Origin of the sequence: Vibrio sp. S234-5 (genome assembly GCF_000960595.1) — a bacterium.
GTDB lineage: Bacteria > Pseudomonadota > Gammaproteobacteria > Enterobacterales > Vibrionaceae > Vibrio.
Genome location: NZ_JZAM01000362.1, coordinates 262,005 through 275,747 on the forward strand (window position 1 = coordinate 262,005; position 13,743 = coordinate 275,747).

The 13,743-nt window shown below is 45.1% G+C and carries 24 protein-coding genes; 21 read left to right on the plus strand and 3 right to left on the minus strand.

The annotated features are described in order from the left end of the window. Positions 1-22 precede the first annotated feature (22 nt). Together UF06_RS21445 and yciH are read left to right on the plus strand one after the other, a co-directional pair. Entirely contained in the window at positions 23-397 is a 375-nt protein-coding gene (locus UF06_RS21445) for a DUF3319 domain-containing protein (RefSeq protein WP_045572254.1), read from the plus strand. Between the two features lie 2 nt (positions 398-399). After that, complete coding sequence (gene yciH / locus UF06_RS21450; RefSeq protein ID WP_045572255.1) at positions 400-711, plus strand: stress response translation initiation inhibitor YciH; 312 nt, start codon at positions 400-402, stop codon at positions 709-711. A gap of 338 nt (positions 712-1,049) precedes the next feature. Here yciH and UF06_RS21455 read toward each other — a convergent pair whose 3' ends face one another. Then, positions 1,050-1,322, minus strand: a complete 273-nt coding sequence (locus tag UF06_RS21455; protein WP_045572256.1) for a helix-turn-helix domain-containing protein — start codon at positions 1,320-1,322, stop codon at positions 1,050-1,052. A gap of 240 nt (positions 1,323-1,562) precedes the next feature. Here UF06_RS21455 and UF06_RS21460 point away from each other — a divergent pair, with 240 nt between their 5' ends. Further along, positions 1,563-1,856: a hypothetical protein gene (locus UF06_RS21460; protein WP_045572257.1), complete on the plus strand. Its 294-nt coding sequence runs from the start codon at positions 1,563-1,565 to the stop codon at positions 1,854-1,856. A 6-nt stretch (positions 1,857-1,862) separates the two neighbouring features. Then, a complete protein-coding gene (locus UF06_RS21465; protein WP_045572258.1) occupies positions 1,863-2,675 on the plus strand; it encodes a hypothetical protein in 813 nt (270 codons plus the stop codon). A 561-nt stretch (positions 2,676-3,236) separates the two neighbouring features. On the opposite strand, the gene UF06_RS21470 is transcribed toward UF06_RS21465, so the two are convergent. Continuing rightward, a complete protein-coding gene (locus tag UF06_RS21470; RefSeq protein ID WP_045572259.1) occupies positions 3,237-3,932 on the minus strand; it encodes a hypothetical protein in 696 nt (231 codons plus the stop codon). A 101-nt stretch (positions 3,933-4,033) separates the two neighbouring features. Then, positions 4,034-5,431, minus strand: coding sequence for a HEPN domain-containing protein (locus tag UF06_RS21475; protein ID WP_045572260.1), 1,398 nt, complete (start codon positions 5,429-5,431; stop codon positions 4,034-4,036). Between the two features lie 136 nt (positions 5,432-5,567). Here UF06_RS21475 and UF06_RS21480 point away from each other — a divergent pair, with 136 nt between their 5' ends. The 17 genes from UF06_RS21480 to UF06_RS21555 all read left to right on the plus strand — a co-directional run bounded on the left by UF06_RS21480 (position 5,568) and on the right by UF06_RS21555 (position 13,534). Further along, complete coding sequence (locus UF06_RS21480) at positions 5,568-5,798, plus strand: hypothetical protein (protein ID WP_045572261.1); 231 nt, start codon at positions 5,568-5,570, stop codon at positions 5,796-5,798. A 31-nt stretch (positions 5,799-5,829) separates the two neighbouring features. Beyond that, positions 5,830-6,150, plus strand: a complete 321-nt coding sequence (locus tag UF06_RS21485; RefSeq protein ID WP_045572262.1) for a hypothetical protein — start codon at positions 5,830-5,832, stop codon at positions 6,148-6,150. After that, positions 6,143-6,694 (plus strand): hypothetical protein, encoded by a 552-nt coding sequence (locus UF06_RS21490; RefSeq protein WP_045572263.1) that lies wholly within the window; start codon positions 6,143-6,145, stop codon positions 6,692-6,694. Before UF06_RS21485 ends, UF06_RS21490 begins: the two co-directional genes overlap by 8 nt. Continuing rightward, positions 6,681-7,160, plus strand: coding sequence for a hypothetical protein (locus UF06_RS21495; RefSeq protein WP_045572264.1), 480 nt, complete (start codon positions 6,681-6,683; stop codon positions 7,158-7,160). The genes UF06_RS21490 and UF06_RS21495 overlap by 14 nt, the downstream gene beginning before the upstream one ends. Further along, on the plus strand, positions 7,123-7,893 hold the full coding sequence (locus UF06_RS21500) for a hypothetical protein (RefSeq protein ID WP_045572265.1): 771 nt from the start codon (positions 7,123-7,125) through the stop codon (positions 7,891-7,893). The genes UF06_RS21495 and UF06_RS21500 overlap by 38 nt, the downstream gene beginning before the upstream one ends. A gap of 139 nt (positions 7,894-8,032) precedes the next feature. Then, positions 8,033-8,161 carry a hypothetical protein gene (locus UF06_RS28225; protein ID WP_045572266.1) on the plus strand — a complete coding sequence of 43 codons (129 nt, stop codon included), beginning with the start codon at positions 8,033-8,035 and terminating at the stop codon, positions 8,159-8,161. A 9-nt stretch (positions 8,162-8,170) separates the two neighbouring features. Further along, positions 8,171-9,001 carry a major capsid protein P2 gene (locus UF06_RS21510; RefSeq protein ID WP_045572267.1) on the plus strand — a complete coding sequence of 277 codons (831 nt, stop codon included), beginning with the start codon at positions 8,171-8,173 and terminating at the stop codon, positions 8,999-9,001. 9 nt (positions 9,002-9,010) lie between these two features. Next, positions 9,011-9,301, plus strand: coding sequence for a hypothetical protein (locus UF06_RS21515; RefSeq protein WP_045572268.1), 291 nt, complete (start codon positions 9,011-9,013; stop codon positions 9,299-9,301). Continuing rightward, positions 9,301-9,432 carry a hypothetical protein gene (locus tag UF06_RS28230; protein ID WP_264299473.1) on the plus strand — a complete coding sequence of 44 codons (132 nt, stop codon included), beginning with the start codon at positions 9,301-9,303 and terminating at the stop codon, positions 9,430-9,432. Before UF06_RS21515 ends, UF06_RS28230 begins: the two co-directional genes overlap by 1 nt. A 4-nt stretch (positions 9,433-9,436) precedes the next feature. Then, entirely contained in the window at positions 9,437-9,634 is a 198-nt protein-coding gene (locus tag UF06_RS21520) for a hypothetical protein (protein WP_045572269.1), read from the plus strand. Next, entirely contained in the window at positions 9,631-9,999 is a 369-nt protein-coding gene (locus UF06_RS21525; protein WP_045572270.1) for a hypothetical protein, read from the plus strand. The genes UF06_RS21520 and UF06_RS21525 overlap by 4 nt, the downstream gene beginning before the upstream one ends. Before the next feature lie 2 nt (positions 10,000-10,001). Continuing rightward, a complete protein-coding gene (locus tag UF06_RS21530) occupies positions 10,002-10,490 on the plus strand; it encodes a hypothetical protein (protein ID WP_045572271.1) in 489 nt (162 codons plus the stop codon). Next, a complete protein-coding gene (locus tag UF06_RS21535) occupies positions 10,487-11,242 on the plus strand; it encodes a hypothetical protein (protein ID WP_045572272.1) in 756 nt (251 codons plus the stop codon). The genes UF06_RS21530 and UF06_RS21535 overlap by 4 nt, the downstream gene beginning before the upstream one ends. Positions 11,243-11,245: 3 nt before the next feature. Beyond that, positions 11,246-12,292 (plus strand): hypothetical protein, encoded by a 1,047-nt coding sequence (locus UF06_RS21540; RefSeq protein ID WP_045572273.1) that lies wholly within the window; start codon positions 11,246-11,248, stop codon positions 12,290-12,292. 93 nt (positions 12,293-12,385) lie between these two features. Further along, a complete protein-coding gene (locus tag UF06_RS21545) occupies positions 12,386-12,769 on the plus strand; it encodes a structural protein (RefSeq protein ID WP_052702610.1) in 384 nt (127 codons plus the stop codon). Then, positions 12,750-13,133, plus strand: coding sequence for a hypothetical protein (locus UF06_RS21550; RefSeq protein WP_045572275.1), 384 nt, complete (start codon positions 12,750-12,752; stop codon positions 13,131-13,133). Before UF06_RS21545 ends, UF06_RS21550 begins: the two co-directional genes overlap by 20 nt. Then, the gene (locus UF06_RS21555) at positions 13,130-13,534 is read left to right on the plus strand and encodes a hypothetical protein (protein WP_045572276.1); all 405 of its coding nucleotides are present in this window, start codon (positions 13,130-13,132) and stop codon (positions 13,532-13,534) included. Before UF06_RS21550 ends, UF06_RS21555 begins: the two co-directional genes overlap by 4 nt. Positions 13,535-13,743: the final 209 nt, after the last annotated feature.

Here is a 13,743-nt window from a genome sequence, read left to right on the forward strand (position 1 = left end):
AATTAATAGATGATTCAGTTACATGGCTATATCAAATTACCGTGGTTTTAACTTAAAGTCTGCTGGTAATGACACCAGTGTCTGGCAGGTAAGAATAAAGAATCATGTTCTTCAGGGGAGCTTGATCGCCGTCAAGAAGAGCATTGATTGGTGGTGTGACACTGCATCCATCATTGACCCTCGAGAGTTTGCATCTTTAGATAGGAAGCTAGAATCCGGAACACCTCAAGCAGAAAATTTTAATGGTTTTTCCATTAAAAATGACACTGGCGAACCAAACGCTTGGTATTGTTTTTTTAATGGTAAACTCATTAAGGGTTCAAAAGCGGCTATTCAACGCCACATTGAAGCCTATTTGATTGCAAAACAGAAAGCAGAACAGCAACAGAAGAAATAGTTATGACTCTTGTATATTCCACAGAGACAGGCCGAATTAAGCAAGATGAGCCTAAAGCACAACGCCCCAAAGGTGATGGCATTGTACGCATTCAGCGTGAAACCAAAGGCCGGAAAGGCAAAGGTGTATGTGTAGTTACAGGACTCGATCTTGATGATGCGCCTCTTAAGCTACTTGCTGCAGAGTTGAAGAAAACCTGCGGTTGTGGCGGCTCAGTCAAAGACGGAAACATTGAAATGCAGGGTGATGTTCGAGAGAAAATCAAAGCATACCTAGAGAAAAAAGGCATGAAAGTTAAACTAGCAGGCGGATAGCACGTTTCTATCTCGACAAGCAATCAAACGCAAGGAGCAGAACGCTCCTTTTTCTTTGTCAGAACAAAATATTATCCAAACATTCCACTACGTTGAACTTTAGCAGAAACGCTTGAACTTAATATAGAACAAAACAAACGCAGATTGTTTTGTTCTATATTATGGATTTTATGGTAAATCAGTTATGTTCAATTGCGATCGTCGTTATAAGGGAAAAGTGTAGGCGTAGAAGATTTAATATTTAACATAACATATATAATACGCACCAAGATAGACAAAAAAGAAAGGCAACTAATGCAATTAAATCAATACGTTACCTTTACTTTTTGCCTGCCATTTCATGCTATTTTTTGGTTCTCTGTTAGCCTCTCAAATGCGCCAATTGCACGCTGATTCTTGGAGCGTTCAGCGATGATTGCCAACAAAACCAAATCTACATCTAAATCAAGCATTTCAGCGATTTCACAAGCCATTTCATCACTCATTGTGCCGCCATTGCGCCACTTTTGTACTGATGCTTGGCTAATATCTAAGAACTTCGCCACTTGTCTGTCGCTAACCAATTGTTTTTCAACACGTAATCGGTTTAGTAAATCCAGTGTTGTAATCATTTTTCTACCTCCGAAAACGAGTATATTGCACATCTCGCATGACATCCAAACAGTTGTCAGTAGTCATTTTGCGTGTATTAAATATAGCTGTCCAAGCCGTGATGGTTCCGACATCTATCAAAATTGCCCTTAGCTATCTGAGTGAGTCGAACACGTTGACGGTACTAAGGGCACCCCAACACTTGATAGATGCGGCAGATTTGGACGGGGATTTTGATTAGATAAACAAGGACATTAACCATGCATACTACGCCCGAACAACTGATTACCCTTCAAGCTCACAGCGCAAAAATGCTTATGCGTGTTTCTGAGCTCGCAATCAAAAAACAAATTAGCATTTCCTGTGAGTTAGGTGGCTGTGTAGGCGGACATATCGCCTTAACCGTCCATTGGATCATCAATGGTAAATGTTTCTTTGCTTGCGAAGAAGCTATCCACTGCTACAGCTGGTGTTCTGTTGCTGAGATAGAACAATGGATCCTTAATGCAAATATCGCCCTTGATTTACTCGAAGTTGAATTGAAGGCGGCATAATACACCATGCTCACCAAACCGTCTTATCTTGAACTGGTTACCAAGTATAACAAGGCTGCTGCAAAAGCAGTGGCCGAAGGTAGACAGGTTTATCTACACAAAGGTAAGTCCGACGTTTTCCGCGTATTCATGAAACATGGTGCGCTCTCCCACCCTGCGATTATCAACCGCGTATCAAAAGAACATGGTATTGACACATTTAAGCGTCAAAACCGTCGCGACAATTTTACTAAGCTATGTCTCTGGATTGCTGCAAATGTTTGCTTGGAAACCAGAACTTTCTCAAGCAATGGTACTCAGGGCCAAATTGCAGAGGCAATCGAGGTTGATCAATCGACCGTTTCCCGACTTCTAGAACTGATGATCAAAATGCGCGTCATTGCGCCAGCTTTTCATGGCAAACATGACCAAACCGCAAAAGGCGCCGGAACTGTTTTTGATAAGAACGGGATACCATTCAATAACGTTTATGTTGTTCTTGATGATTTCGGCTATCTAGCTGGCTCTGTTGCCGGGTTAAAGCTTGAAATGGCCTTCAAAAATGCAGATCAAAAGGCATTCCTCAAAACGGGCTGGCAGCTTCACGAACGATTGCTCACGGTGAGAAATACGCTGTGGGAAGGGACAATCGAGCGCCGCACCAAGAATATTACAACGGGTTGTCTCAAGCGTACGATTGCCAAAATAACCGACCGTTCAAGAGCCGTTCAAATCATTTTCGAGCGTATGAAAAAGCGCGGTGAAGATCTCCTACTTAATGAGTTCGAATTAGACCGCCTAATCAATGCAAGGCTACGCTCTTGCGGCTTCTCAGCTTAACGATATCCGGTTGATTCCGGAGCCTAACGCGATCCCTTTCCTAAATTCTAGCCCTTTCTGATGCTGATTTACGCCGTTTAAGGCCTACTTTCTCACTGATACTTTCCCATTATTCAAAATTCGCTTAGGCGGCGGCAGTGTCAATGCCAATATTTGGTTTTTTAGTGCATACAGGGATTGAGGTTTTAGCGCATATCACGGGAAAAATAGCGCATAACCTTTCTTATCAATTAAGAAATAGTAAGTAGAAATATAATAAGTTATCACCTCAAAATCGGCGATAAGAGGGATAAATGAAGCGTGCTTCTATGTCGCAAGCGACATGCGCACTTAGGGTCTGCACCACTGCAACTGACGTCGAAAGGCTTCAGCGGTCGCTTTTGATGTATTGGCCGTTTATATCGCTTCGCGATGGCCTAGCAAGGTAAGGGGGCAATTTTGAGCGTGTTGGCGGCATTTAAAAAAATGTCATCGAAAACGTCATTGAAAACGGCATATGCCGTTTTTCTGTGGTAGCACAAAAAAAACCACCCGAAGGTGGTCTTAATCGGCTGTTACGGGTTAAAGTGGCGCGCTTCCCCAGATAAAGTGGTCATTGTTTGCCATTATCCCAAGAATGTAGGTCGTTCCTCCTTTTGTAACAGTCAGAAGCCTTGCACCATACCCGTTACCGTTAAAGCCTGCATCTGTACAGTTTGATGCGCTCACATTGGTAGCGCTGTAATAGCTATCCACACGGGTAAGTTTGCCGCTAATGGTGCAAATGCCGTTGATAGTAAAGGTTCCGTCTTGCTCTATCGTCCATGTTGAGCCGTCAACCGGGTTGGTGTGCGTTCCGAGCATATCGGCCAACGCAACGCTATCCGGGGCGCGGTCAAATGAGTAAATCAGGTTTGTTCCGTTGAGTACACCATTGGCCGTTGCGCCCAGCTCACTAAATGTAATCTTGGCTTCAACATCTTCGCTATACGTGGTTAATGCGGGGGAAACGAAACTTAAGCCTTTGGTGGTCAATGTGTTGCCGCTGATGCTGTGCGTATCATTCACTAAGAATTCGTTGTTAACATAGTCACCGATGAGCACCGAACCTAATGGCAAATCGCTATCAACCAACATCACAACTAAATCCGTGTTGTTAACGTAGATACCGTCTTTTTTGTAGGTGGTGTCTTGGCTCGATGCACCGGAGCCACTACCACCGCCGCCACAGCCCACAAGAGCCGCCGAAGTTGCCAACGCCAATAACGCTTTTTTCATGGGAAATTCCTTTTGTTTTCATTACGTAATGTCTGAAAGACGGCGCATATTATGGCGGAAAATGCTAAGGTGAAGCTTGTGCTAGAAGTTAGCTTTGCGACTCAATTCGTACTATTTCGATACCTTCCATAATTGTCGATATGTTCGGGAAGGCCTCTGTCGTAACCGATCTCGTCAATACCATTTTTTTTATACAATGAAAATAGTTGTATTGCCAATAGGATTGTTTCGCATGTGAACTGGATTACGTCAAAACTAAATCGAGTCTTAAGTGGGCTACCATGAGCAATTGAGCTTCTTGCTTTGTATAACTGCTTTGCTTTATTTTCTATATCTTCATTATTCATATTGATAGACATCGTTCGTTTAACAAAAGTATCTTTAATTCTCTCAACTCCTAAGTTTTCTTTTTTTGAATCGGAGTGAAAGTTAATTAATGACTCTATTGATATAGTAAGCTTCATTATCTTTGACTCAAAATTATCTTCATTTATTGCATCTGAAAGCCACCTTAGAGAACGTTCAATTAGTGAACATACTGATTTCTCAAAATTAACGTTAGTAATTATTTTTTCTGGTACGCTAAACAATAAGTCAATTAATTTTTTGTTTTCTTTAATTTCGCCATTTAATGCTTCCCAAAAAGTACGACACTCTTCAGGATTATAATGATACTGATAATTTCGGCACTTTCCTAATTCATCCCCTTTTTCACCATAAAGAAAAAATCCCATAAAATGCAATTGCTTATCTGATTCATCTATCAAGAATCTGCTATTAGTAAAACCAAACATACCACCAAGCATCGCTCTTAGCATGCTTATGGTTGCATCCTTTGAACGTATCGCTTTACACTTTGCGTACTCATATGAAGAATTTATATTGGTTTCTATATATACAGAAGAGTTCGGTGAAAAAGCTCTTGTCTGTAGATAGTTATTTAACTCCCCATCATTGAGACTAAAATCATCTTCCTTAATTAAAATTATGCTAGGTGATAACTGCATGCTTTCTTTTATTCCAGATGCATAGATAGGAAATTTAAACTTATATTTCCTAAAGCTTTTCTTTAAATCGCAAACAAGTTCCTTTGTAATGCTTTCTATTATATTTCTTTGTTCATCCTCATCAGGAAAAGGTTGAGTGGAGATTATTTTATTTATAGATTTATATGAAATTCTATCGACAACATGAATAACTTCGCTTTCAAGACAATATAATTGATTGCTTTTCATTAGCAGTTGGGATATTTCTTCAGTAGTTGATATGGTTTTTTCATTTTTAAATAGTTGAGTAAATACTGGTATCTTATTCTGAATTTTTCTTTCTATCTCTAAATGCTCCTCCTCAGATGAGCAACCAATTGAACCACCTAATAAAAAAATAGAATCTTTCAAATACTCCAATGGTTCTTTAATATAAAGAATATACTCATTTTGGTACTCTTTAAATAATTTATCAAACAAGGGATATATTTTATTTGGTACTTGTATTTTCATTATTTACCTAAAAATTGATACATTTCTACTAATAACATTTATTTGATAACAGGAAATCAAAGGATTAGTATAGAACATTGATGGATTCGTAACCACTTCACGGCTTGTTTCTTAAACGTCAGTTAGGGAAATAAGTATGGCTTTACAAAATTACTCACAACAAATGGCAAAGCTGGCGCTCTACCGTCAGGCTTTGCCTCCGCCCCATCCTTTCAATTTGTTACCCTGTAGCGAAATATTCAGCTTTGTTCGCATTGGCGGTCAGCTATGCGCTGAACAAACCGCGTTGAATACCTCCATTCTTACCCATTTAACCCAACTCGAAGCGGCAAACGATGCCGTATATACCGAGCTACTTACTCAATAACCTTACCGCCGGGAGGCAGGAGGCAGGAAACATGAATAAACTCTCTATCAATGAATGTCAGCGCGCATTGGCGGCGCTCGATGCAGCTGATCAACTCACAGACAGCGTTAGCGCTGAAATAGAACGCTTCAAAGCAATGGATATGAAAGACGTGATGTCCAAAGCCACTAAAGCACTGTTCAGTGGCAACCTTTCCCCCGAGGCGTTGGGCTTGCCGTCGAATTTCTTCGTACAACTGGAACAACTCGCCAAACTCAACAACGTAGCGCGAAGCAAATACCGCGAACACATCCAAACAAACCTTGCTGAATTGAGCCAAGTGCAAGACGTCAACGGGGGTGAGCATGAGTAAGCACCCTAATCCGGTTAGAGGCCATGTTCGCTGCCCGGTTTGCGCTACCCCTTCAACCGTTCATCGTGTAGGCGAAGGCAAACTGATTGCCGAAGGTGAACCGACAAAGAACGGGCGCAATCTCGGCTTGCATTACTATCGTTGTCCGAACTGTGGCAATAGCGCCATGAGCAAAACCATTGATAGCTACATTGTTGCAAACATGGTGAGCGATGAAAGTCAGCTTACCGCCCTTTTAACCGCTGTCTCAACCGAAGTAACCGACGCCCTTACACCGCTAGAAAACAACGCTCAACCGGAGGCAATCAACGCTGATTCGGTTGAACTGCTGTTAGCTGATGAAGGTGACGACAGCAGTAATGATGCGGTTTCCAACGCGATTGCAACGGTTGAAAGCTCGGTTAACGCCCCCGTTGAACCGTTGCCACTGTTCACGGTTAAGCGTGTTCTCACGGTGCTTGGTGTGTTGGTTTTCGTGGTCTGGATGCTCGGGAAACTCGTTCCAAAAAAACAACCGGAGGCGCAACCGAATGCAAATGTTTGAAGGCGAACAAGAGATGAACTTCCCCGGCGCGGCGGCTAACGATGATTGGGGCGATTTCAGCTCGGTTATTTCTCAGTTAGAGAGCCATGAGAAAAGCGAAGCCGACGCGATAGCCTCGGCAACCGTTGAAGCAACCGAAAGCGTGAGCCCGGAGGCGTTTGAGGGGCTGCTTAGTGTGGTGTTTACCGTTACCGAACAAGCAACCTCGATCATTTCCGGGATTGATTTCGCCTTTGATGAAAAAGGCAAATCGGAAGTGATTAAGGCGGCAATTCCGGTGATCAACAAACACGGTAGCTCGATATTAGGGATGTTTGGTAACTACATCGAGGAAGCAACGCTACTCCTTGCCGTTCTCGCGCTTATCTACACCTCAAAGCGGCACGTGGCACAACTGAAACTGTTAAGAGCACAACAGGAGGCCGTCAATGGTGAAAAAGACCAAGCCGCCGCTAAAGCTGCCTAATCCGGTTAACTCGAATCCGTCGCTCGATGCGGAGCATATTATTTACGTGGCGGGTACTGGCGGAGGGAAAACCTCCGCCGTTAAACATTTGAGTTTTGTCCCGAAAGCCTCGCAAGCGGTGTTCTTTGACCCCTACCGTAATTACGCCGGGCAAAAGTTTCAGGGGCAACAGTGCCACGGTACAAGCTCACGGCTGGCGTTTCTCAAGTCGCTTTTGATGGCTCGTAAGCGCGGCCAATCGTTCAAACTTGCTTATGTGCCTGAGTTTGGTGCGTGTGCCGATGAGTTAGAGTTTTTTTCCTCGGTCGTTTGGTCGATGGGTAACGGCCATGCGCCTAAGTTGCATGTGGTCATTGAAGAACTCGCAAGCTGTGTCGAAAGCTCCGGTAAATTACTCGGCAAAGCGGGCGAACTGTGGCGCGGTGGCCGTCAGTTTGGGCTTGTTTGTCATAGCGTGTTTCAAAAAGGCCAAGAGGTGCCGAAAACCGTCACTGATCAATCGTCTACATGGTGGATTGGCGCGGTGAACTCGGTCGCCGATGCTCGATACCTCGCTGATAAAAAAGGCTTGAACGTCAGAGAGATAGAGTCGCTGATTTCGGCCAAAGTGAACAAAGAGCGTATCAATAAACCGATTGCCGAATATCTACTGGTGAAAGATGGTATCGGCAATGTCTCCAAGCAAGCGTTTAACTGTGCGAACGGCCAGAAAGTCGCGCTTTCCTACCGCTAATTAACTGTGATTTTGTTCACAATTCAACCTATAGGTTACGCGCTTAACCTATAGGTTTTATCCCATTCCCTCCCCGCTTTTTTTGGCTTTTGATAACCGGGCAATTTGATTATTTGTTCCACACATTGAAAGGCTAACTATGAAGAAAGAACACAAAACCATGCTGTTTACGGTGGTTGTTGCGTTGGTGATTATCGCCATTATCAACAACGTCGCACCGCTTGAGCCGCTGAAAAAGCAGCTTAACGGCAATTCAGGCTGGTTCTAAGGGGGATACATGGAATTACTAGAAACCTTGTTTAACCCTCGTCCAAAAGAATTGGATCCGGTTGAAGGTGTTGCATGGGGAAATCAGGCGACATTGCGCCTTGTCTCCGGCCCGACTTATCAAAATGTTGAGTTGGTGACGAACATTACCGACCCGGCAGATATTGAACGTGTACGCATCACTCACAACGGCAAAGAGATCGTGTCTCTCTCTGGTCAAGACATCATTGATTTGCGCGAACACCGTAAGAAGTACGTTGAACCGGGACGCTACATGATTGCGTTCTGTGATCTGCTGATGCGTACCAAAATGGGCGTTCGCCAAGGTGAGCTGGTGACGCTACCGGGTGAGATCTGGTTTGTTTACATCCAGCTCAAAGCAAAATCGGGCGTCGCTGCGCCAAGTATTCGCGCTCGTGCTCACATCACCGAGGCGCAATCACAGCGCGTCTTTATGCCGCGTATCTATTCGCTGACGTGGTTTGCCAGTGCCGAAGGTCGCACCCCGTTTGATTGGGCGGAGCGTTCCCCTTACCTGCACCTCAAGCGCATTCACTTCAAAGACGACTCGATCACTCGCATTCGTGTGCTGCGTGATGACCGTGAAGAAATGAACGTGAACAAGGTCGATAACGCCTTTGATTTGGCTGATGCCGAGCTTGAGCAAAACGTGGGCTGGTTCTCGCTTGATTTCGTGCGTACCGGGTTTGGTGCGGAAGGAAAACTCAGCACCTTTGCAACGCGTTCCCTTCAGTTTGAAGTGGAGAAAACCGCGCCGGGTAGTGTGCCGGTGATTGTTGAAGCCATCGAGCAAGTCGCAATCCCACAAACCACCAAGTAAGGGGGTTGTATGAGCTGGTTAGACAAACTCTCTGATGCTGGCGGCGAACTGCTAAACGCGGTGACAGACGCCAGCGGGAATTGGCTCAACGGTGCGGTTGAACAGTCGCTTGATAAGAAACCGCAAAGCAACCCGGATGAAGCGCGAAAAACAGAAGTGCAAGGGCAAACCGCCGACGGCCAGCCCTTGCAAACGCCCAATGCTTTAATTCAGCCCTCTATGGACAACATTAAGGTATTCGGGGCGCTATTCATCGCGTTCATGTTGGTTGTGTTTCTCATTGTGCAAGGTAAACGCTGATGCCCTACTTACTGGTAGCGGCGTTTCTTGGCGGCGGGTATGTCGGGTTTAAGCTGTCCGGAGGTTCGGACAAGCTGATCACATTGCTGATTGTCGCCGCCGTGTTTTACCTGCTGACAAAAGGAAAGTAATAGCATGCTTGGCAATTTAACAAGCTTAACGGGTGGCGGTGGTTTTACTGGCGGTAGCGCCGGGCCTTCCACTGCGACCAGTACCAACAATAGCGGCCAGAGCGTGGGCGCCATCAGTATGGGAAGCCCTAGCGGGGTAAATCCTTGGTTGATTGGTGGTGTAGTTATCGTTCTCGCCTTTTTGATGTTGAGAAAGAAATGATCCGTTTGGCGAACCAATCCGAGGCATTAATACGGTTAGAAACGGCGTTTCGTGCCTGTCCTGACGATTTCGCTGACCTGAAACGAAGTGTGCAAGCTGGCAGCGTCAGTTTGTACCAGATTCAGGGGGATGGCTACGACATCACCGTGGCGGGTGAAGTGGTTGGAGAGAGTTATTTTCTCTGGGGTGTCGCCGGGTTCGGCGTCATCCCCGCTATCAAAGAACTTTCTCAGGTTGTCAGACGCTCCGGTTTATCCAGTGTCAGCGCGGTGACTTATTTCCCCGCCTTAGCTCGTTTGGTTCGGCGATTGAATACCCAAGAGCAACAAGACGGTGAAATAACTTTAATGAAAATGAGAGTGTGATTATGGGTGGTAAATCGAAATCCAGTAACGCCACAACCACAACCAACGTCAGCGGCCAAAACGCAATAAGCGGCGATAACCTCGGCACTGCAATTAGTGGCGTGAATAACTCAACAATCAATGTCACCGCTACCGACCACGGCGCAATAGACAAAGCGTTTGCTCTTGGCGGTGAGTTGATTAATCAGACCGGGGAAATCTTTGATAGCGCTATCGGCTTTGCAGGCCAAGTAAACAAAGACTCGATGCAGTTTGCGGGGAAAGCGCTCGACAACATCGCATCGAGTAACAGCGAAAATCTGCAAATGCTGGCGGGATTATCAGGCAGTCAGTCAAAACAGAACACTGACAACCTGAACGCGATTATGGACTTAGCGAAGTTTAAACAAGACGGCGGCGCAAGTAATAACCGACAACAGCAACTACTTCTGTTGGTGGTGATCGTGATTGTGCTTGGTCTAATCACAATGATGGCGGTGAAAAAACGATGATTGTCAGTGTTAAAGCCTATCAGCCTCTACCCGTTTTGATCTCGGGTCAATGGCTGCACCTTGAAGCAGCAGAGCAGCCAATCACTTTAGAGAGTGAAAACGGTGACCGCGTCACGCTGCGTAAAAATGCGGTGGTGAAATCTCAAAGCATGATTGGTCGTGTGCTTATCCATTCTACGATTGACCAAGAAATCACCCTCGAATTTGGTTATGGCGATTATACCCCGCCGCAAAATATCCAAGGCCAAACGGTTTTAGTCTCTGAGCTGCCAGCGATTCAGGTCGCGCCCGGTCAATCGATCGCGGTTGAGAGCTTACCGCCTGTTGAAGTATCTCAACTGCCAGCGGTAGAGATTGCAGCAAACCAAAGCGTGACAGTGAATCAATTGCCAGCGGTAGAGATTGCCGCTAACCAAAGCGTTGCAGTGTCACAAATTCCGGCGGTCGAACTCGCACCAGAGCAAAGCGTCAAAGTGACCTCCTTGCCCGTGGTGCGCATTGCGGCCAATCAAGCTATGAAGGTGACAGAAAGCGATCAACTTGGCGTATTTGATTCGCTTCTACCGTTTAGCGTAGCCGCGAATAGTGAGCGAAAACGCTTGTATATCAAGGCCAAAGCAACCAACGCACAAGATGTTTTGATTAATGGGGTTTATCCCCTTACCCCCGGCGAGAAAATCGAGCTGGCGACACGTGCCGCCGTTGAGTTTACAGGCTTAGAAACCGACGGCGTGTCCATTTTGGAGATATAACCCATGTCATTGAAAGCACTGCTACCAAACGGTAGCCCACGAAACAAAATTGAATTTCTTGCTGACTTTATCGAACAGCAAATTGCAGAAATGAGCAGTTCAGAGCGACCAACTAACTTACTTAAAAATTCAATTTTTAGCGAAAGATACAGAATATCAAAAATGTACGACCCTTCAGGTTTAAAACGAAGTGAGCTGAAAAAAATGAATTTCATTGCGGGGTGTTCGGTTCCAATTGCGCCAAGCTGGGTTGTTGAAGTTCAAGATAAAGCACAAGTAAGACTATGTAATGCTGATTTTGGTAGTTTTGCACCATACAAAGACTATCCGAATGCAGGAGCATCCCATGTGCTATTTGGTGCGTTTTATGGTAACTCGGTCATTTTTCAAGAGATTGAAATGCAAGAGCTTATTCTTGCAAATGAAGTGGAAAATTTGGAAAGATACCAGTGCTATATAAGATACTGTCAGACCGCTGGGTTATCTCATGCGAGGTTTGGGATAGCGAGACTAGATAAGTTCGGTAATGTTGCGGAAATTATTGCGTCAAAGGTAACAGCAAGAAGTTTTAACTATCAAGTTCGTGAAGAATGGCTTGAGCTGCCTGAGCGTTGGTGGAAGACATCACCAACAGAGGAGCTTATTAGATTGGCGTTCTTCGTTGAAATCCCTCAAAACTCGGTTCTAGCACTTATTTCAGCTGGGTTTTATGTGGGAAATTCAAATCAAATCCCGAGTGTTTCGAGAGAAAGCCGAGGCGAAGAGTTTTCTATTCCTAATTCGCTTGCTGAATCAAAATCATTTAATTGTCCGTTACCAATGGGAACTTACAAGCCAGAAAAACACCTTTGTTTTGCCGTTTATAAACCTGATGCCATGAAGTATACGATACAAGCAACACAAACTGATTTTTCACTATCGCCCGATGGGAAAATACAAGTTTTAAATGTACCTGCAAATTGTCCAACGGATTCAATAGTTTGTGGCTTTAATGTGCCTAACTTAAAGATTAACTATTTTTCTTACGTAACACCGCTTGAAGTGGTGTAAGCGACATGTTTTTTAGGTATTAAAATGGCTTTCCGCTTTGTAATCATAGGAGTAGCAACCCTACTCCTTCTATTCATCAAAGGAGATTCTAACATGCCGAGAGGTATCAGAAATCGCAATCCGGGCAACATCGAGGACAACGGCACCGCTTGGCGTGGCCGCATGGGTAATGATGGCCGTTTTATTATCTTCGATACGCCTGAAAATGGTATCCGTGCTATTGCTCGGATCATTCAGACCTACCGCACCAAACACGGCCTCAATACCCTCGAAGGTATTATCAACCGTTGGGCACCGCCTCATGAAAACAATACAGATGCCTATATTCGCCATGCAGAAAAGGCACTCAATATTTCGCGTCATGACGCAATCGGCCAGCAGCATCTAGCGCCGCTGATTAAGGTGATCATCAAGCATGAAAATGGGGTGCAGCCATATAGTGACAGGGTAATTCGCGATGGTATTGCAGCGGTTTAATCAACAACTGGCTCTAACGGCGTTCTTGCTGGTGCTGCTTTATCTCATGTGGCGCTGGTTCCGTGGCCGTCTATCGCAAAGCGTAGATAGTGCGCTCGATGTCGTTACCGAACCTACGGGCGAATTACTGAGTGACATCACCGCCGCGCTGAATGGCCATGTGCCCGTAGAGCTGCAACCGTTGATTATTCAAGAGCACCATATCACCGCAGATTACACGCTCACCCCGGAGGCTGAAACGGTGTATTGGAAAATCGGCGGTTATCAGCCACTACTTTACAAGCTGTTCGGCGGAGTTGGCCGACCGATGAAAACGCGATACAGGCACCTAATCGGCGAACCCATCACAGAGGCGATCTTATGATAACAAGTATCTTTACATTGCTAACGGGGGGAATCGAAGCCTACCGCCAGCACAAACAAAACAAGGCAAACGAGCTCAAACGAAAAGATGAGTTTGAGCAGCAAATACACCATAAGAACTTGGAAAGGCTACAAGCTGGCGACACACAAGCGACTAGCCTAGATGAACTCAGCATCAAAACCCGAGGCTGGAAAGATGAGTTTCTTTTCATCTTCTTCATTCCGATTGTGATGTGTTTCATTCCTGGATACGCGCAGTATGTCCACCAAGGCTTTGCTAGCCTCGAAGAGATACCGCAGCCGTATTGGTGGGTAATCGGGGCCATAGTGATCGATACGCTTGGCATGCGCTCGATGCTTCGCTACTTGCTCGAATACTACTCAAGCCGTAGGGGGAAATGATGGATTTCAGTTTATTGGCTGGTTGGACTATTACCCCGGACACGTTAATCAGTTTATGGGTTGCTATATCGCTGACGAAAGCAGGGCAAGATCATGAACATTTCTTGTACAACGCAAGGTTAAATTTGACCTGAAGCACGGTCTGTGATCTTATGCTCTTCTTTTGGGGAGCGACCATGAATATTAATACCATCAAAGCTTATACCACG